Annotated in this window: 23 protein-coding genes; 19 read left to right on the top strand and 4 right to left on the bottom strand. The window is 30.8% G+C overall.

Annotated features, from left to right (window positions below; translation table 11 throughout):
- Nucleotides 1–192: 192 nt before the first annotated feature.
- From CCY99_RS00105 to CCY99_RS00020, 17 genes are all read left to right on the top strand, one after another.
- Complete coding sequence (locus CCY99_RS00105; protein ID WP_346436630.1) at nucleotides 193–831, top strand: NTP transferase domain-containing protein; 639 nt, start codon at nucleotides 193–195, stop codon at nucleotides 829–831.
- A 3-nt stretch (nucleotides 832–834) separates the two neighbouring features.
- Nucleotides 835–1,893 carry a flagellar biosynthesis protein FlhB gene (gene flhB / locus CCY99_RS00100; RefSeq protein WP_112059381.1) on the top strand — a complete coding sequence of 353 codons (1,059 nt, stop codon included), beginning with the start codon at nucleotides 835–837 and terminating at the stop codon, nucleotides 1,891–1,893.
- Between the two features lie 86 nt (nucleotides 1,894–1,979).
- Nucleotides 1,980–3,335: a M23 family metallopeptidase gene (locus CCY99_RS00095; protein WP_112059380.1), complete on the top strand. Its 1,356-nt coding sequence runs from the start codon at nucleotides 1,980–1,982 to the stop codon at nucleotides 3,333–3,335.
- Entirely contained in the window at nucleotides 3,335–3,916 is a 582-nt protein-coding gene (locus CCY99_RS00090) for a septum site-determining protein MinC (protein WP_181646771.1), read from the top strand. The genes CCY99_RS00095 and CCY99_RS00090 overlap by 1 nt, the downstream gene beginning before the upstream one ends.
- 36 nt (nucleotides 3,917–3,952) lie before the next feature.
- On the top strand, nucleotides 3,953–4,843 hold the full coding sequence (gene lpxC / locus CCY99_RS00085; protein WP_112059378.1) for a UDP-3-O-acyl-N-acetylglucosamine deacetylase: 891 nt from the start codon (nucleotides 3,953–3,955) through the stop codon (nucleotides 4,841–4,843).
- Between the two features lie 61 nt (nucleotides 4,844–4,904).
- Nucleotides 4,905–5,285 carry a hypothetical protein gene (locus CCY99_RS00080; RefSeq protein WP_181646770.1) on the top strand — a complete coding sequence of 127 codons (381 nt, stop codon included), beginning with the start codon at nucleotides 4,905–4,907 and terminating at the stop codon, nucleotides 5,283–5,285.
- 8 nt (nucleotides 5,286–5,293) lie between these two features.
- Nucleotides 5,294–6,172: a homoserine kinase gene (gene thrB, locus CCY99_RS00075; RefSeq protein ID WP_112059376.1), complete on the top strand. Its 879-nt coding sequence runs from the start codon at nucleotides 5,294–5,296 to the stop codon at nucleotides 6,170–6,172.
- Between the two features lie 243 nt (nucleotides 6,173–6,415).
- On the top strand, nucleotides 6,416–9,046 hold the full coding sequence (gene infB / locus CCY99_RS00065; protein ID WP_112059374.1) for a translation initiation factor IF-2: 2,631 nt from the start codon (nucleotides 6,416–6,418) through the stop codon (nucleotides 9,044–9,046).
- Entirely contained in the window at nucleotides 9,043–9,402 is a 360-nt protein-coding gene (gene rbfA, locus CCY99_RS00060; protein ID WP_112059373.1) for a 30S ribosome-binding factor RbfA, read from the top strand. Before infB ends, rbfA begins: the two co-directional genes overlap by 4 nt.
- On the top strand, nucleotides 9,395–9,814 hold the full coding sequence (gene rimP / locus CCY99_RS00055) for a ribosome maturation factor RimP (RefSeq protein WP_112059372.1): 420 nt from the start codon (nucleotides 9,395–9,397) through the stop codon (nucleotides 9,812–9,814). The genes rbfA and rimP overlap by 8 nt, the downstream gene beginning before the upstream one ends.
- Nucleotides 9,815–9,829: 15 nt before the next feature.
- Entirely contained in the window at nucleotides 9,830–10,834 is a 1,005-nt protein-coding gene (ribD, locus tag CCY99_RS00050) for a bifunctional diaminohydroxyphosphoribosylaminopyrimidine deaminase/5-amino-6-(5-phosphoribosylamino)uracil reductase RibD (protein ID WP_112059371.1), read from the top strand.
- Nucleotides 10,816–11,526 (top strand): methyltransferase, encoded by a 711-nt coding sequence (locus CCY99_RS00045; protein WP_181646769.1) that lies wholly within the window; start codon nucleotides 10,816–10,818, stop codon nucleotides 11,524–11,526. Before ribD ends, CCY99_RS00045 begins: the two co-directional genes overlap by 19 nt.
- Nucleotides 11,527–11,528: 2 nt before the next feature.
- Nucleotides 11,529–11,888, top strand: a complete 360-nt coding sequence (locus CCY99_RS00040) for a YkgJ family cysteine cluster protein (protein ID WP_112059369.1) — start codon at nucleotides 11,529–11,531, stop codon at nucleotides 11,886–11,888.
- A complete protein-coding gene (locus CCY99_RS00035) occupies nucleotides 11,864–13,090 on the top strand; it encodes a CDC27 family protein (protein WP_112059368.1) in 1,227 nt (408 codons plus the stop codon). The genes CCY99_RS00040 and CCY99_RS00035 overlap by 25 nt, the downstream gene beginning before the upstream one ends.
- Nucleotides 13,075–13,677: a hypothetical protein gene (locus CCY99_RS00030; RefSeq protein WP_112059367.1), complete on the top strand. Its 603-nt coding sequence runs from the start codon at nucleotides 13,075–13,077 to the stop codon at nucleotides 13,675–13,677. Before CCY99_RS00035 ends, CCY99_RS00030 begins: the two co-directional genes overlap by 16 nt.
- Before the next feature lie 77 nt (nucleotides 13,678–13,754).
- The gene (locus tag CCY99_RS00025; protein WP_112059366.1) at nucleotides 13,755–14,006 is read left to right on the top strand and encodes a YfhL family 4Fe-4S dicluster ferredoxin; all 252 of its coding nucleotides are present in this window, start codon (nucleotides 13,755–13,757) and stop codon (nucleotides 14,004–14,006) included.
- 63 nt (nucleotides 14,007–14,069) lie between these two features.
- Nucleotides 14,070–14,441 carry a DUF4156 domain-containing protein gene (locus CCY99_RS00020; protein WP_112059365.1) on the top strand — a complete coding sequence of 124 codons (372 nt, stop codon included), beginning with the start codon at nucleotides 14,070–14,072 and terminating at the stop codon, nucleotides 14,439–14,441.
- A gap of 178 nt (nucleotides 14,442–14,619) precedes the next feature.
- On the opposite strand, the gene CCY99_RS00015 is transcribed toward CCY99_RS00020, so the two are convergent.
- Nucleotides 14,620–14,871, bottom strand: a complete 252-nt coding sequence (locus CCY99_RS00015; protein WP_112059364.1) for a helix-turn-helix transcriptional regulator — start codon at nucleotides 14,869–14,871, stop codon at nucleotides 14,620–14,622.
- Between the two features lie 99 nt (nucleotides 14,872–14,970).
- Between CCY99_RS00015 and CCY99_RS09360 the strand changes: the two genes are divergently transcribed.
- The gene (locus CCY99_RS09360; RefSeq protein ID WP_181646768.1) at nucleotides 14,971–15,129 is read left to right on the top strand and encodes a hypothetical protein; all 159 of its coding nucleotides are present in this window, start codon (nucleotides 14,971–14,973) and stop codon (nucleotides 15,127–15,129) included.
- A complete protein-coding gene (locus CCY99_RS00010; RefSeq protein ID WP_112059363.1) occupies nucleotides 15,122–15,463 on the top strand; it encodes a DUF4156 domain-containing protein in 342 nt (113 codons plus the stop codon). The genes CCY99_RS09360 and CCY99_RS00010 overlap by 8 nt, the downstream gene beginning before the upstream one ends.
- 162 nt (nucleotides 15,464–15,625) lie before the next feature.
- Here CCY99_RS00010 and CCY99_RS09355 read toward each other — a convergent pair whose 3' ends face one another.
- From CCY99_RS09355 to CCY99_RS09735, 3 genes are all read right to left on the bottom strand, one after another.
- Nucleotides 15,626–15,793, bottom strand: a complete 168-nt coding sequence (locus CCY99_RS09355; protein ID WP_181646767.1) for a hypothetical protein — start codon at nucleotides 15,791–15,793, stop codon at nucleotides 15,626–15,628.
- A 140-nt stretch (nucleotides 15,794–15,933) separates the two neighbouring features.
- Complete coding sequence (gene glnA / locus CCY99_RS00005) at nucleotides 15,934–17,370, bottom strand: type I glutamate--ammonia ligase (protein ID WP_112059362.1); 1,437 nt, start codon at nucleotides 17,368–17,370, stop codon at nucleotides 15,934–15,936.
- Between the two features lie 175 nt (nucleotides 17,371–17,545).
- Nucleotides 17,546–17,677 (bottom strand): hypothetical protein, encoded by a 132-nt coding sequence (locus CCY99_RS09735; protein ID WP_258442859.1) that lies wholly within the window; start codon nucleotides 17,675–17,677, stop codon nucleotides 17,546–17,548.
- Between the last annotated feature and the right edge of the window lie 357 nt (nucleotides 17,678–18,034).

The raw sequence follows: 18,034 nt of genomic DNA, 5'->3' as shown, positions 1-18,034 counted from the left end.
GATTCTAAAATCGCCAAGATTCCGCAGATTTAGAATCTAAATCGCCAAAGATTCTCAAGATTCCGTAACTTCACAGAATCCAGATTCTCAAACCACCAAAAATCTACAAAATATAAAAGATTTTCCAACCCAGAATCCAAACAAAAAAATATATTTTTTGCTTATTAAAATAAAGTAATGTAGAATAAGAAATTGATTTTAAGCGGAGAGATTTATTTGAATTGTGTAATTTTATGTGGTGGTAAAAGTAGTAGAATGAAAGCAAATAAGGCGTTATTGCCGTTTGGAGATTATAAACTTATAACATATCAATATATTAAGCTTTCTAAGATATTTAAAAAAGTTTTTATCTCAATAAAAGATTTCCAGCAAGATTCTATCCTTAGTGCTTTGCAAGATGATTTATCTAAATATAATCTTGAAAATCCGCCTATTGATGTAGATTCTATTGATTTTATTGTTGAAAAAAGTAATATATTTGCCCCGATAGTTGGAATCCTTAATTCTTTTGATGTAACAAATATAGATAAATTATTTTTTATCTCTTGTGATTGTCCGCTAGTTAAGTTAAAAACATTTCAAATACTATCAAATAATAGTGATGATTATGATGTAACCTATGCGAAAGATTCCACGAAAACTCACCCATTAGTTGCAGTTTGGAGTGCTAAAACAAAAGAAAAATTAAAAGAAGCAATAGAGATGAATAATTTTAAAATTATGGAATTATTAGAACATTTTTATACAAAATCCATCTATTTTGATAAACTTGAGTTTTTCAATCTAAACACAAAAAGTGATTATAAAAAAGCATTAAAATTATTAGAGTAGATAATGGCACAAACAGACGAAAAAACGGAACTCCCCAGCGAATATAAAAAGCAAAAAGCAAGAGAAGAGGGTAATGTAGGCAAAAGTCAGGAAGTTACAGGATTCCTTGCACTTTTTGTTGGGTTTGGGATTATTTTTCTACTTTTGCCATATTTAGGGCGGAAAATTGAGAATCTTTTTGTTTATGCTATGAATTTTAATCTTAATGATTTTAATGACACAGGAGCACTTAATCTTGCGATTTTTATCATAACTGAAAGTATTATTATTGTAGCACCGATTTTTCTTGCACTTCTTGTTGCTGGGATTGCGGGTAATATTCTTCAATTTGGATTTTTAATCACCATAAAAACCATTATTCCAAAATTTTCTAAAATAAATATAATAACTGGATTAAAAAATGTTATATCTTTGAGGAAATTATTAGATGGATTTTTAATTACACTTAAGGTCTCAATTGCACTTAGTTTGGGATTTTTTATCTTTGCAGGATTCTTAAAAGAGCTTCCAAATATCGCATTTTTAAATATATTTTACCAATTGATTTGGCTTAAAGATAAAGCTTTGATTCTAGGGTCAATACTACTTATTTTATTTTTCTTTATGGCGGCTTTAGATTTTTATATTAGAAGAAGACAATATATTACGAATCTTAAAATGACAAAACAAGAAGTAAAAGATGAATACAAACAATTACAGGGGAATCCACAAATTAGAGCTAGAATCCGCCAAACAATGCGTAAAATGTCTTCAAGAAAAATGCTTTCAAATGTGGCAAAAGCAACTGTTGTAATAACGAATCCAACGCATTATGCAGTCGCTATAAAATTTGTATTGAATGAAGATATAGCACCGATTGTATTGGCAAAAGGGACGGATTTACTCGCAATAAGGATTAAAGAAATAGCAAGAGAGCATAATATCCCAATAAGAGAGCATCCACAGCTTGCAAGAGAACTTTATAGATTAACTGAAATTGACCAATATATTCCTCAAGAGTTATTTAGAGCAGTGGCTAAGGTGTTGCAAACTACAGAAGAAATTGCTTCACAATTTCAATAAATCATCTAAGGCTTTTGAAAGTATGATTTGTAATGTATTTTTAATAAAATCATCGTTACAATACAACATTCAATTTAAGGTCATTTATGCGTAAAAAAAAGAATAATTTTCTATTTTTTCTTGTGTTAATTATTTGTGTTGGTATAGCTATTTTTATCTATTCGTCATCGAAATTTGAGAGAGAAAAGCCAAATATTGATATACCAGATATATCATATTGGAATCTAAAATGGGATATTCCAATCAAAATTAGTGATTCTAGTGGTATTAAATCATATAAAATTATTTTTATAAAAGATGATGAAGAAACCATTTTAATATCTAAAAAAGGGAATAATCAAAAAAATATAGAGCTTATTTTACCAATACCAAAAATCAATATCTCAAATGGTGATAAACTCCAATACAGAATTGAGGCTACAGATAATAGCTTTTTTCGATTTTTTTTAGGAAATACTTCAAATGCTAAATTAGAATTTACAATAGACACGAAGATTCCCGTTGCTAGAATCGTAGCTATGAGTAATAAGATTACCAAAGGTGGCAGTGCGGCTGTGGTATTTTTTGCCAAAGATGAGAATCTTGCCAATATTTCCATTAGCAATGGGTATCAAAGTTTTGTGGCATTTCCATTTTTAAAAGAAAATTATTATGTGAGTATTATTCCTTGGTCTATACATAATCCAAGTTTTCGTGGTTTAATAACAATACAAGATAAAGCTGGTAATGTGAAAAAATCAAATATTGGTTTTGCAAAATATTCAAAGGTTTATCGCACTTCACATCTTGCCCTAAAAAATAGCTTTATTGATGGAAAAGTAGCTGAATTGATAGAAAATGCAAATGAATTTTCATTATATGATTTTACATCTCGTTTTAATATGTTTAGATATGTCAATGAGACGATACGAGGTAGAGATGAAGCGACTATTAAATCTAAAATACTAAATTTAGATTTAACATATTTTACAACGGATATAAATGTATTCAAACCACTTAAAGATTTTGTTATTGTAGGGCTTTATGGAGACCATAGAAAATACACCATAGATAAGCAACCCGCCGGAGAATCTTATCACTTAGGAACGGATTTAGCGAATGTCAAAAACGCACAAGTTACTAATTCAAATGATGGTGTTGTCGTTTTAAGCGAAAGTCTTGGAATCTATGGCAATACTGTTATGATTGACCACGGATTTGGAATCTCTAGTTTATATTCTCATTTAAGTGAGATTTATGTAAGCGAAGGTGATGAAGTTAAAAAAGGTAGTATTATAGGGAGAACGGGCATAAGTGGGTTTGCATTTGGCGACCACTTACATTTTGAAATAAGGATTCAAGGAACGCCTGTTTTAAGCACAGAGTGGATGGATAGCAAGTGGCTAAAAGTAAATATCAACGATATTTTAGTAGAAGCAAAATCAATAATAGAGAATAGATAGTGCCAAATATTGACCAAAAAAATATACGAATTTTTCATATTTTAGAAAATAATAATGATGATGAATTAAAGCAGTTTATAACCAAGAATCTACCAATTTTACAAGGATATTTACTTGTTTTTGATAATCTAAGCGATGATTTAAAGAAATTTTTGGATTCTAATGATATTGATTATATTAAGAATAAACATTTAAGATTAAATGCAAAACCACCAACGATTGAAATAAAAAAAGAAAAACCTAATATAAATAATGATAATTTGGATGCCAATATTTCTAAAAGCAAAATCATACAAAAAGTCGTTAGAAGTGGCGAGAATATAAATAATAAAGGCGATATTTTTGTATTTAATCGCGTTAATAGTGCTTCTAAGATTATCAGCGATGGCAGTGTTTTAATCTTTGGAGAATGCGAAGGCGATGTGGAATGTAATGGAGAATTTCTTATCCTAGCTAAAATTACTAAGGGTAAAATTTTATTTCAAGGCGAAATAATAACCCCAAATATGCTAAAATATAAACTTAATCTAATCATTAAAGAAAATGGAAAATTAAATATTAAAGATATTTTGTCGCTTTAGTTAAATATAGCTTTAAAGATGTATTAGGATAACACAATGAAACAAAGAACAATAAGAAAAAATATAGAGTTAGTTGGTATTGGACTTCATAAAGGCGTATCTGTAAAGATGGTTTTAGAGCCTTTAAGTGAAAATAGTGGAATAGTATTTTATAGAAGTGATTTAGGTGTGAGCATAGAGCTTTGCCCAGAAAATGTTATAGACACCACTTTAGCAACTGTGCTTGGCAAAGATAATGCAAAGGTATCCACAATAGAACATCTACTTTCCGCTATACACGCATATGGAATTGATAATATAAGAATTGTATTAGATAATGAAGAAGTGCCTATAATGGACGGAAGTGCGATAGGTTATTGTATGCTATTAGATGAGGCTGGAATCTTAGAGCAAAATGCAGATAAAAAAGCCATCGCTATTAAGAAAACAATAGAAATCAATGATGGCGAAAAGTTTGTTAGGGTTGAGCCGAGCAATAAAACTATATTTGATTTTACGATTAATTTTGACCATCAATCGATAAAAGAGCAGCATTATAATTTTATTTATTCACTTCAAGCATATAAAGATGAGATAGCTAGAGCTAGGACATTTGGATTTTTACAAGAAGTGAATTATTTGCGTTCAATTGGACTTGCAAAAGGTGGGAATCTCTCAAATTGTATCGTGCTTGATGAGAGCGGAATCCTAAATAAAGACGGACTTAGATATAAAGAAGAGTTTGTTAGACATAAGATTCTAGATGCTATTGGTGATATGAGTATTTTAGGAATGCCACTAATTGGCACTTATGTTAGCTTTGCTGGTAGCCATAAACTAAATCATTTTCTAACCAAAAAGATACTTGCCGAAAGCGAGGCTTATGAGGTTGTAACACTAGAAAGCCAAGCAAAAGAAGAACAGCTAGAGTATGCTACACAAATGTGATATTTTACTAATTAGTGTTAATTCGCCAATTCTTCTTGGAATCTACAAAAACGGATATTTAGTGAAAAAATATATAAAAGATGGCAAGACAAGCGATATTCTGTCATCTTTATTTGATGAGATTCTGCATAATTATAAAATTGAAAATATATTTTATGCAAATGGACCGGGTAATTTTAGCTCTTTAAAATTAACTCATATTTTTCTGCAAACACTTTATATCATACAGGGAATAAAATTATTTTGTGCCGATTCTTTTAGCTTTACTAAAGATGAATTTATAAACGCTTATGGTAAGATTCACTTTTTAAAACAAAATGGTGTAATTAAAACAACACAATTAAATGATAAAAAAAATGCAAGATTTGAATTACCAAATAAATTAGATTCTAGTATTTTTAGTGATTCTTGTTTTCCACTTTATATTTTACCGGCTTTATAGGAGTTTTGTTGATAGTTAGAATCCCCGCTACAAGTGCTAATTTAGGACCGGGTTTTGATACTTTGGGTTTGGCTTTGGGCTTATATAATGACTTTATAGTTACACCATCAATATTGCAAAGTATTAGGATTGAAGGTGAGGGCAAAAATATCCCAAAATTATTAAAAGATAATAATTTTATTAAGGTATTTAAAGATATATATGTTGATTTAGGTGGTAAAGAGCAACAATTTAGCTTTTGTTTGAAAAATCATATTCCCATTTCTCGTGGTCTTGGGAGCAGTTCAGCAGTTATCGTAGGAGCAATAGTTTCAGCCTATGAGATATTAAAGATTCCATATACAAGAGATTTAATACTATCAAAAGCAGTGAAATACGAGCGACACCCAGACAATATCACTCCTGCCGTAAATGGTGGCTTTAATATAGCAATGGTTAAAAATGGTAGGGTATTTTATGTCAAACAAAAAATCGCTAATGATATAAAAGCGGTAGTTGTAATTCCAAATAAAGCGATTTCTACGAAATATTCCAGAAAAGCACTCCCAAAACAATGTAGCTTTAATGATACGATTTTTAATATATCAAGGGCATCGATGATTAGCGGTATTTTTATGTCAAGAAGGTGGAATCTACTAAAAATCGCGGCAGAAGATAAGATTCACCAAGATAAGCGAATGGCATTATTTCCTGTTTTATTTTCTGTTCGCAAAGAAGCATTAAAAAAAGGGGCATTGATGAGCGTTTTATCTGGGAGTGGCTCTACATTTTTAAATATTTGTTATCGTGATGATGCGGCAAATCTAGCCAAAGTTTTAAGTGATAAATTTAGGGATTTTAGAATCTTAGAGCTTGAGTTTGATAATAGTGGTATTTCTATACAATAGGCTTTTTGGTATAATGATAAAAATTAGAATGTGTATTTGTTGTAGAAAAAGACATCAACAAAAAAGCCTTTTGCGTCTTCAAGTTATAAATGGTAAATTATGCGAATGGACGAGAAATGGCAGAAGCTTTTATGTATGTAATAGTTGCATAGTAAATAAGAATTATGCACATATAATTTGTAAGATTCACAAGATTAATAGTGATGATAGTTTAATAAAATTTTTGAAGGAGACAATCTTTAGATGGCAAAAGAACAATTACCAAAAGTAAAAGTAACACAAATTGCTACTGAATTAGGTATGAAAGCAAAAGATGTAATACTGAAAGCACAAGAAATTGACATTGTAATAAAAAGTGTAAATAGTAGCGTAGAACAAAATCAAGCAGAAGTGATTTATAATTATATTGCACAAGGTATTATTCCTAAAAAGCCTACAGCTCCTAAACCAAAAGCAGAAAAAGCAGAATCTAAAAAAAGCGACGCTAAAAAGAGTGAAACCAAAAAGAGTGAATCTAAAAAAAGCGAAGTAAAAAAGAGCGAAGCTAAATCCAAAAAAAGTGAAACAAAGAAAAGTGAGGTTAAAAAACCTAAGGTTACCAAACAAAAAGAAGAAGTTTTAGAGCAAGTTGAAATCAAAACTCCAGAGGTAAGAAAAATAATCATTGTTTCTAAAAATAACATACAAGATACCCCAAAAGAAAATGATTTAAAAAAAATAGAGGAAGCAAAAGAAGCAAAAGACAATATTCTGCATTCTACTAGTATCAATGAGCCAATTAACGAATCAAAAATTAAAATTAAAAAAGAAAAAGATAAAAAGAAAGATAGAAAAGCACAAGAGAAGAGGAATGAGCAAAAAATTGAAAAAATTGACATAAATAGAAACTTAGGTGAAACAAGTATTGATTATGATGATGAGATTATACTTTTTGATTTAAGTGAAATGGGCAAAGCTGAAGAGGAAAAAGAGGAAAAAATAATAACTGATAGGGTTAGAATCCAAAGGGCGAATCCTTGGTTTGTCGATAATATTGGCAGAGATAGAAAAAAGAGTAGAAGTAAAACATATCGCAAAAGAGATAATCAAATAAATCATACCAATACAACCTCTCAAGAAAACTCCAAAAATATATTAATTCCAGATGAAATACGCGTTTATGAATTTGCCGATAAGGTGAATCTTAGAGTAACGGATATTATCTCCAAGCTTTTTAATATGGGTGAAATGGTAACTAAAAATGATTTTTTAGATGCCACGCTTATAGAGATTCTCGCTCAAGAATTTAATCTCTCAATAGAGATTTCAAAAGCAACACAAGAGCTAGAATACCTAGAGATAAATAAAAATGTAAAAGATGAATTCATCACAAGAGCACCAGTTGTTACGATTATGGGGCATGTAGACCACGGAAAAACCTCCTTACTTGATTATATTAGAGAATCAAGGATTTCAAAAACCGAGCAAGGTGGTATTACACAACACATAGGTGCATATATGGTTAATAGAAATGGCAAAGATATTGCATTTATCGACACGCCGGGACACGAAGCATTTGCAAATATGCGTTCTCGTGGGGCACAAGTAACTGATATTGCGATTATTGTGATAGCTGCTGATGATGGCGTAAAACAACAAACAAAAGAGGCTCTAGCCCACGCAAAAGATTCTAATGTGCAGATTATTATTGCGATGAATAAGATGGATAAAGAGGGGGCGAATCCTGATAAATTAAAAGCAGAGATGGCGGAGATTGGCTATAATCCTGCCGATTGGGGCGGGGAATACGACTTCGTCCCTGTTAGTGCGAAAACTGGACAAGGTATAGATGATTTGCTTGATACTATTTTATTACAAGCTGAGATTATGGAATTAAAAGCAAATATTGCCTCTCAGCCAAAAGCTGTTGTGCTAGAAGGTAGCCTTGATAAAGGAAAAGGACCGATTGTAACTGTTATCGTCCAAGAAGGTAAATTAAAAGTCGGTAATAGCGTTGTTGCTGATACTGCATATGGAAAAGTTCGTGCTTTAATCAAAGATGATGGCTCAAAAGTAGATGAATTAAACCCATCTCAAATAGCCCTCCTTGTTGGATTAAATGAAGTTCCAAGTGCAGGGGCAATCTTAGTTGGTGTTGATGATGATGCTATAGCTAAAGAATATGCCACAAAAAGAAAATCATATCTAAGAGCTAAGGAATTAAGCAAAAGCACAAAAGTTTCATTTGATGAATTAAGCTCGGTGGTCGCTCAAGGCAAGTTAAAGCCATTATTGCTTATTCTCAAAGCTGATACTCAAGGCTCATTAGAAGCAGTGAAATCCTCCCTAGAGGCATTAAGTAATGATGAAGTAAAGGTAAATATCATAAGCTCATCAGTTGGCAATATCACAGAAAACGATATTGCTATTGCCGTTAGCTCGAAAGGATATATTTTAGGATTCAATGTCAAGCCTCTAGGTATATTAAAGGCAAAAGCAAAAGAGCAAAATATAAGCATAAAAAGCTATTCTGTAATCTACAATCTAATTGATGATGTAAAGGAAATTATTGCAACGATGATGAGCCCAATAGTAGAAGAAGAGATTGTTGGGAATCTTGAAGTGCGAGATATTTTTAGTGTTGGCAAGGGAAATATAATTGCAGGTTGTTTTGTAAATGATGGATTTATAGAAAGAGGTGCAAAAGTTCGCTTATTACGCGGGAATAAGCTAATTCATACAGGCAATATTTCATCGTTAAAGCGATTTAAAGATGATGTCAAAGAAGTAACAAAAGGATATGAATGTGGAATTATGCTAGATTCCTTTAATGATATAAAAGTAAGTGATAATATTGAGGTTATAAAAGAAGTATATAAACAACAAAAAATATGAATAATATAAAAATACTAAAAACCCAATCTCTCCTGCAAGAAGTCCTCCAAGAGGCTTTTTTCGCATTAAATGATAATAGATTAAATAATCTAAGTGTAGTTAGAGTGGAATGCTCTAAGGGGAAAGAATTTGCTAGGGTTTTTCTTGATAATACTGGATTAATAGAAAGTGAGCAAAAAGAGATTCTAAAACTACTAAAAAAGGCTAATGGAATAATAAGGCAATATCTGCAAAGCTCACTTTCTTGGTATAAAATACCCAATCTTAGCTATGAATTTGATGTTGAGGTAGAGGAACTAACTAAATTAGATTTAATATTTAAAAAAATCCACAAAGAGGTCTCAAATAATGAATGACTTAGAATCTCAAATAGCCAATATCGTAGAGCAAAATGGCTATAGTTTGTATGATATTGAGATTTTAAAAGAGAATGATTCTAATATTTTTCGTGTATCGATAACCGCCCAAAATCCCATAACTCTTGAAGATTGCGAAAAGATAAGCGATATTATCTCGCCACTTGTTGATGTTTATAATCCCATTGATAATGAATATTTCTTAGAGGTTAGCTCTCCGGGGTTAGAGCGAAAGCTAACAAAACCAAATCATTTTAAACTATCACTTGGGGATAAAATACAAATAACATTACAAGATAAAACAAAAATAATTGGAATCTTAGGAGAATCTAATGAAAATGGATTCTTCTTAGATAAGCAATATTTTAAATATAGTGATATTAAAAAAGCTAAAAGCATATTTGAATGGTAATGAATCGCAATTATTATGAATAATGAATTCTATATGAATCTTGCATTAAACTATGCGTGGGAATCCCAAGCCCTAAGTTTGCCAAATCCTAGTGTCGGGGCTTTAATCCTAGATAGTAATAATGCGATTATAAGCCTAGAATCTCATCAAATCTATGGACAATCTCACGCTGAATTAAAGGCTTTAAAAAGTGCATATATAAAACTCACAAATAATAAAGAATTAGAAAATATCAATAATCCATTTGAGATTTATGACTTTTTGATTAAGAATCACAATGGCATTTTTCACAATACAAGTATTTTCGTAACGCTAGAGCCTTGCAATCACTTTGGAAAAACGCCATCTTGTGCAGAGCTTTTGAGTATCTTAAAACCTAAGAAAATTTTCATCTCCGCCCCAGAAACAAATAATATTGCAAGTGGCGGCATTTCTACTCTTAGGAAAAATGGCATTAGTGTCGAATGTGGAATCTTAGAAAATATGGGGAGAGATTTGCTTTTTCCATTTTTATGTATGTGTAATAATAAATCTTTTAGCATCTATAAAATAGCCCAACGATTAAATGGTAGTTTCGATGGTGGCATTATATCAAGCGAGTTTTCAAGAATCTATTCTCATAAGCTTAGAAATATAGCCGATAGAATTATCATATCGCAAAAAACTATCTTAAATGATAATCCATTGTTGGATTCTAGGCTTATAAATGGAAAATCTCCAGATATTATTGTGATTGGTAGAGAGAATAAACTACATAAAAATCTTAATATTTTTCAAGATTCTAATAATAGAAAAGTTGAATTTATTAGCAATATTAATGCTATTCCATTCGATGGATTTAATATTATTGAAGGTGGTGCGGAATTATTTGGAATCCTAAAAAATAAAATCGATTGTTTGCTAGTATTTATTTCACCACAAATAAAAAGTGGAAGTAATTTTTATAGCGATTTTAATGGCAGGATTCTGCATTCTATGAAAATGGATAAGGATATTTTATTGTGGATACAAAAAAGCTAGAACTTTATCAATTAAGCAATGGGTATTGTTATAATAGTGATAGCTTATTTTTATATTCATTTATACGAAATTTTTTAAAAGATAATATAAAATTACTTGATATTGGCACAGGTTGCGGAATCTTGGGGCTACTTTGTGCTAGAGATTTTAAGATTGATTTAACACTAAATGATATAAATCCTTTAATGACAAATATAGCTCTAAAAAATGCAAAGCATAATAATATTATTTGTGATGTGGTGAATGGTGATATATTAGAATCCAAACTCAGCGGTTTTGATGTTATTGTCTCAAATCCCCCTTTCTATCGCAAAGATATATTAGATTCTAAGAATAATCATCTATATCTAGCAAAAAAAAGTGAGAATCTTCCGCTATCAAAGCTAGTTAGATTCGTAAAAAATGCATTAAAACCAAGTGGAATCTTTATCTTTTGCTATGATGCAAAAGAGATTAAAAATGTTTTTCATTCCCTAGAGATTAATAATTTTAATATAGAAGTATTGCGTTTTGTGTATCCAAAAGAAAACAAAAATGCTAATTTAATGATGTGTCAATGCAAGATTTCAAAAAGTCAAACAAAAATCCTTCCGCCATTGTATAATTTTATTGGTAGCGAGAACACTAAGGAAGCAAAAGAAATTTTTAAAACTTGTAAAACACTAAGTATAAAGCTAGATAATCTGGAGTAGAGATGATACAAAAAACGGGGTTTGATTTTTTCTTTGATGAAAGTAAGTGTGAAGAATGCGGAGGAAAATGCTGTATCGGCGATGGATATGTATTTTTAGAAATTGATGAAATAGAAAAAATAGCATCATTTCTACATCTTAGCTTAGATGAATTTGGATTAAAATACTTGCGAAAAGTTGGCAATCGATATGCATTAATAGAGGATAGCAATAGAGCAGAATGTATTTTTTTAGATTCCAATAATAGATGTAGTATCTATGAATTTCGCCCTAAAAACTGCAAAACATTCCCATTTTGGGATATTTTTAAAATCAATCCACAAGGAGCATTTAGAGAATGTATAGGCGTAGTAAAAAAATAATTCTTGCAATCTTATTATGTTTTAATATAAATCTTTTTGCTAATGCATTAGAAGATAGTTATATTTTAGAGGCGTTAGATGCATTAGATAGTAATAATTATCAAGGTGCTTTAGAAATCTATGAGAATCTTTACAATAGCACAAAAAAGCTAGAATATCTAAAGGAAATGATAAATCTATCAATACAATTAGGCAGATTTAATGATGCGATAAATTACATAAAAGATTATGAGAAAATCAACAATAATGATATAAATATAAAGCATTCTTTAGCACATAGCTATATGGCTTTAAATAGGATTGATGATGCTATAAAAGTATATAGGGAAATTGTGGCTTTAGATGATAATGCAACTAATAATAAGATTCTAAGTAATTTATATTTTCTAAAAAAAGATTTCAATGAATCTAGGCAATATCTCCTAAAGGTTTTTCAAGATGAGCCAAATGAACGCATTTTGCTACTCATTGTTTCTATTGATATTATGAATAAGAATTTTAATGCAAGTATTCCGCTTATTAAAGAATATTTTCCAAATGGCACTAGTGATGAATTTTCTCAAATCATAACTGAATTAGCACTAAATAGTAAGATTATTACGGAGTTAGAATCCCTATATTTATATTATTATGATAAGAATCCAAATGAACAAAATGCAGAGAATCTTACTAGGGTTTATATGCTAAATGATAAAGGGCAAGAGGCGCTCAAACTAGCAAATAAATATAAATTTGATGATAATCTAATGATTGATTTATATATGATGCAAAAGGATTATAAAAACGCAAGAATCCTAACAAAGGAAGCTTTTAATAAAACAAAAGATAATACATATTTGGGGATTCTGGCGATTATTGATTTTGAAGATGCTAGTGATAAAAAATCTGTTTTGCCAGAAGTAATTGAGAATTTTAAAAAAGCATTGAGCGACAAGCAAAATCATATATTTTATAATTATTTAGGATATTTATTAATCGATTTTGATGTTGATATAGATGAGGGCATAAAGTATGTAAATATGGCTTTGAGCCTAGACCCGAATAATCCGGCATATTTAGATTCCCTTGCGTGGGGGCTTTATAAAAAAAATGATTGCAATGCTGCGAAAAATATTATGAATAGAATCCCATCTAATATCGTAGAAAAAGAAGATGAAATAAAAGAGCATTTAGAAATGATTGAAAAATGTTTAGTAAAATAAAACGCACATTTTCTGCAAAAAACTCCCTAGAATCCTTAGTTGAGAAAACAAAAGAGAATGTGTTAAAAAGAAGCAATGAATTAGATTTTCATCTACTTGGGCGAAGTTTATCTTGCAATCCTTTTCTCCCGCGTGCATTTGATAGGGATTTTAAGTATTGCATACAAAATGATAAAAAAATCATCGATGCAGTAGAGATTAATAATGAAAAAAGCCTAGAATCTCTAAACCAACATCTAGAATTGGTTATTGTAGATACAATCCTAAGCGATGATATATCTTTAGTTGCCATAGCTAGGCGATATAGCCCATATCTAATAATACATAAGGATATTATCATATCAAAATACCAAATCCTAGAATCTGTCGTATATGGGGCAGATATGATTATATTAGATGGTAATATTTTAGATTCCGATGCTTTAGGATTCCTATTTGAGTTTGCTTCAAATCTGGGCTTAGTATCTATTTTATTACCAAATGATATAAAATACATAGAATCTTATTTTGATTTTATTATGCTACAAGATTTAGAGAATCTACCCTATATACCTAATGGTAAAATGATAATCCACCAAAAATATTAAAATTATTATCCAAATTTAATTATTTTAAAAAATTTTATGCTATAAATCCACACTATAAACACCTAAAAGGAGCTTTTATGTCTTTGATGATTAATGATGAATGTATAGCTTGCGATGCTTGTAGAGAGGAATGCCCAAATGAGGCGATTGACGAGGGAGACCCTATTTATATTATAGACCCAGATAAATGCACAGAGTGTATAGGTTACTATGATGAGCCTAGTTGTATTAGTGTTTGTCCTGTAGATGCGATATTAGCCGACCCTGATAATATAGAAAGCATTGAGGAATTAAAATATAAATTTTTAAAACTAAGCCAAAAAGAATAATAATTATGCTTTGGGTGCTAATTGTAGTAGAATATAGAATGTCAAATTTAAAGTGAGTTAAAAATGAAAAGTATTTTATTAGTATTGCTAAGTAGCTTTTTATTCATAGGTTGTGCGGGGACGATAAATGCGTTAGATTCTAATGCTAGATTCGTTAGAATAGTAACAACAGAGCCACCCGATACTTGTGCTTATCTCGGTGAGGTTTATGGCTATCAGGAAAACACCCATTCTTTTAATGAGTCGCTTGTAACAGAGGGTGCAATTAATGATGCTAAGAATAAAGCATATAAACTTGGTGGAGATACAATGTATTTCCTATCTAATCAAAATAAGATTACAATTAACTCACGAGGCAATAAAATAATCCTTGATAACAACCCAAATAGCACTCAAGAAGTAAATATTGTAGCTTTAGTTTATAAATGTAAATAATTTTTACTTTATTTTTTAGGATTCGCAAGAAATGGAAGTAATCGTTAGTAAATATTACCCACCTAAATAAAGTTTTGGATTATTTGCCATTTCCTATTTTTATTTAATCTCCAAAGAGTGGTATAAGATTTGTAATTTTAAGATTTGCAGAGTAAGAATCTTGTGAATTTTTAGGATTCTAAAATAAATCCTTAATATCCATCTCTAGCACCTTAGCGATTTTGTATAAATGCTCCAAATTGAAATGTATATTTTTATATCCTGCTTCTGCTCCAGCCACGAGCGACACGGACTTATAGCCGATTAAGAGACTTAAATCAAGCTGTGATAAGCCCCTTTCTTTCCTAGCTTTAGCGACATTTTGGGCGATTCGAAAATGAAAATGAGCAATTTCATCTTTATCAAACTCAAAATTTTTGCCATTTTGCATACTAAACTCTACTATTATAGATTTTTTTAAGTTTAGTTGTTTTAGAATTTTATTTCACTCTATTATAATAGAGTAATATTTTTATATTAAGGAGAACAAATGGGAAAAGACAAAATCGACCCTAAAGACAATAGTGCAAATATTCCAAATGCAAACAAAGGCACAAAGGGGACAAATAAGCAATACGACAAAGTTCAAGGCAATCGAGGTAAACAACTAAATCCAAATCAAACAAAAGAGGGGAAACAAGATGATTAAATATGCTTTAATCGCAATTGTAGGGGTATTTTTTATTGGTTGTGGACCAATCTTCCAGCCAAAGCCAATCGAAGCACAGGGGAGAAAAATCACTATAGTGAAATACACACCTCCTAATTGCGTATTATTGGGCGAAATAGATGGCAAAGATAGTGCGAAAGGAACTAGGGGAGCGACCTATGAGGAATTGCTAGATGGTGCTATGAACGACCTAAAAAATAACGCTGGATATGTTGTAAAAGATGAGAAAAGGGCGATGGTATATATCACAAAGGAAAGCTATACTTGCAAAAATGGTAAAAAATATTGCAAAAAAATGAAAGGGAATCTGTAAGATTGCAAGCAGAAGTTTTTAATTGTGGCGAGGGTGCGGAATACTAATAAGTTAAGATTATTTTAAGATTCCAAATAATTTAATTAGATTTTATTCTATGAAAACTGCTAAGATTTAGAGAATCTTAGGTAAATCTAAAAATGCAGAATCTAGCATTAGAATCTAATTTACATTCTCCTTATTCTTTAGATTTGCCGAATCTTGGGAATCTTTATATCTTAGATTCTCATTTAGATTCTTAGAATCTATGGAATCTTGTGTATTTTGTAGATTCTGTGAAGTTTTAGAATCTACTAGATTCCGCGAATCTTGTGCGGTTTTGTGTATCAATGTGTGGGAGTAAGCTTTGCTTTTATTAGCGGTAAATCCTCATTTAAGCCCTTTTTTAAAGTTGAATTGTTAGAAATAACAGAATCTTGTGGGATTTGTGTATTTTGGGAATCTAGATTCTTAAAAGAATCTAGATAAAACTAGCAAGAATATGTGGTTATAAATTCAAATGGATGAGGTCGTGCCTCCCAAGGCCATATTTCTGTTTCAAACTTATATGCTTTATAGGTTTGTAAAAACTCTTCGCTAAATACCTCACCTTCTTTTAAATAATCCCTATCAGCTAACATTTCTTCTATCGCACTTCGCAATGTGTGTGGGAGCTGCTTGATATTTCGCTCTCTAATCTCATCAAGCGTTAGCTCAAATAGATTTATATCCATCGGTTGCCCCGGGTGAATCTTATTTACAATACCATCAAGCCCAGCCATCAAAAGCGATGAAAATGCCAAATAAGGATTGCTAGAGCTATCTGGGAATCTAAATTCCATTCTTTTTGCTTTATCGCCACTATTATATGGAATCCTAATGCTCGCACTTCTATTTTGTGCGGAATAAGTCAAAATACTTGGTGCTTCAAATCCCGGAATAAGCCTTTTATATGAATTTGTAGAAGCATTTGTAAAAGCCGCAATACTTCTTGCGTGTTTTAAAACACCACCTAAATAAAATAATGCTGTATCACTCAAGCCTTGATATTCCTTACCAGCAAAAAGATTCTTACCATCTTTCCAAATACTAGTGTGGACATGCATTCCGCTACCATTATCACCATATAGCGGTTTAGGCATAAATGTCGCTGTTTTGCCATTCAAGTGAGCAACCATTTTTACAACATATTTTAGCTTCTGCACATTATCTGCAGCCTCTAGTAAATCACCAAATTTTACGCCAATCTCACCTTGAGCTTGACCTACTTCGTGGTGAACCACAAATGTTTCCAATCCTACTTGATTTAGCACTTTTACCATTTCAGCCCTAATATCAACCATAGAATCTATCGGCGGAGTTGGAAAATATCCACCTTTTGTCCCACTTCTATGTCCTATATTTACGCCACCCTCAAACTCTTTATCTCTATTCCACTCGCCCTCTTCTGTATCAATTTCATAATATTGACAATTTATAGAATCTTTCATTTTAATACTATCAAATACGAAAAATTCATTCTCAGGTCCAAAATAAGCCACATCTCCAATATCTAATTCTTTTAGATATTGAATTGCTCTTTTTGCAATACTTCTAGGGCATTTTTCATAAGGCTGATTTTTATAAATATCCCAAATATCACAAAAAACAATAATAGTAGTATCTGCCGTAAATGGGTCTAAAAAATATCGAACTGGGTCTGGAATAAGAAGCATATCAGATTTATCAACAGGCTGCCAAGCTGCGATAGAAGAGCCATCTATTGGAACACCTTTAAAGCTATCTTCATTAATGGCACTCATCGAAAAACTAATATGATGCCAAGTGCCTTTAATATCAGTAAATCTAAAATCTACAAACTCAACCTCATTATCCTTACAAAATTCAAAAAAATCTCTTATAGCGTTTGTCTTATGTGCTATTTTCATAATAATCTCCTTCAAAATTAACGATAGCGGAATCTTATATAATTTTAGTTTAAGAAATACTAAGCATCAAACGCTAAAATATAATTATTGTCAAATATAGCTTATATGTTAAGTATTACATATAAGCAAATATTAAGTTAAGTATCAATCTCACATAATAAATATTGGCAAATGTCTATTTATCGCATTTATTCCAATCATTCGTCTTAATTATTTGCTTAAGATTCTGCTTTTTACAATATAAATCTATCGTATTTGTAAAGTTTAGTATCTCTTTTTTTGCTAAAACTATGAGGGACTCTCGCATCGCCATAAGCAAAATTTAGATTTTATATTTAATAATTATTTATAATAATATTATTTTAAATTCTCTTTACTCCCCGCAAATCCTATAGTAAGTAGCACTAAATCCGCCTTATAAAATTTAAGCAAAAAAACTTAAGCAAATGGGAGTTCGCTTCAAACTTTTCTTTCTGCTATTCGCCACATTCACCAAACTGCCGTATTTTTAATCATTATAAATCTACCACCTCCAAGCTACGCACATAAATTTACATTAATCTTATTTACTTCACACTTACTTCACATTTAAGGAAAATTTAAGATAGGGGGGGGGTAAAATGCTATTTTATTTGCGAATCTTAAATCGCAAACATACGCAAAA

It is taken from the genome of Helicobacter sp. 16-1353 (assembly GCF_003288815.1).
Classification (GTDB): domain Bacteria; phylum Campylobacterota; class Campylobacteria; order Campylobacterales; family Helicobacteraceae; genus NHYM01.
Note: the sequence above shows the minus strand (reverse complement) of the source record. Positions and strands in the feature narration are given on the sequence as shown.

Coding starts and splice junctions, on each gene's coding strand:
- flhB (WP_112059381.1), top strand. CDS start 835: ATGGCACAAACAGACGAAAAAACGGAACTCCCCAGCGAATATAAAAAG.
- CCY99_RS00095 (WP_112059380.1), top strand. CDS start 1,980: ATGCGTAAAAAAAAGAATAATTTTCTATTTTTTCTTGTGTTAATTATT.
- lpxC (WP_112059378.1), top strand. CDS start 3,953: ATGAAACAAAGAACAATAAGAAAAAATATAGAGTTAGTTGGTATTGGA.
- infB (WP_112059374.1), top strand. CDS start 6,416: ATGGCAAAAGAACAATTACCAAAAGTAAAAGTAACACAAATTGCTACT.
- rbfA (WP_112059373.1), top strand. CDS start 9,043: ATGAATAATATAAAAATACTAAAAACCCAATCTCTCCTGCAAGAAGTC.
- rimP (WP_112059372.1), top strand. CDS start 9,395: ATGAATGACTTAGAATCTCAAATAGCCAATATCGTAGAGCAAAATGGC.
- ribD (WP_112059371.1), top strand. CDS start 9,830: ATGAATAATGAATTCTATATGAATCTTGCATTAAACTATGCGTGGGAA.
- CCY99_RS00040 (WP_112059369.1), top strand. CDS start 11,529: ATGATACAAAAAACGGGGTTTGATTTTTTCTTTGATGAAAGTAAGTGT.
- CCY99_RS00035 (WP_112059368.1), top strand. CDS start 11,864: ATGTATAGGCGTAGTAAAAAAATAATTCTTGCAATCTTATTATGTTTT.
- CCY99_RS00030 (WP_112059367.1), top strand. CDS start 13,075: ATGTTTAGTAAAATAAAACGCACATTTTCTGCAAAAAACTCCCTAGAA.
- CCY99_RS00025 (WP_112059366.1), top strand. CDS start 13,755: ATGTCTTTGATGATTAATGATGAATGTATAGCTTGCGATGCTTGTAGA.
- CCY99_RS00020 (WP_112059365.1), top strand. CDS start 14,070: ATGAAAAGTATTTTATTAGTATTGCTAAGTAGCTTTTTATTCATAGGT.
- CCY99_RS00015 (WP_112059364.1), bottom strand. CDS start 14,871: ATGCAAAATGGCAAAAATTTTGAGTTTGATAAAGATGAAATTGCTCAT.
- CCY99_RS09360 (WP_181646768.1), top strand. CDS start 14,971: ATGGGAAAAGACAAAATCGACCCTAAAGACAATAGTGCAAATATTCCA.
- CCY99_RS00010 (WP_112059363.1), top strand. CDS start 15,122: ATGATTAAATATGCTTTAATCGCAATTGTAGGGGTATTTTTTATTGGT.
- glnA (WP_112059362.1), bottom strand. CDS start 17,370: ATGAAAATAGCACATAAGACAAACGCTATAAGAGATTTTTTTGAATTT.
- CCY99_RS09735 (WP_258442859.1), bottom strand. CDS start 17,677: ATGCGAGAGTCCCTCATAGTTTTAGCAAAAAAAGAGATACTAAACTTT.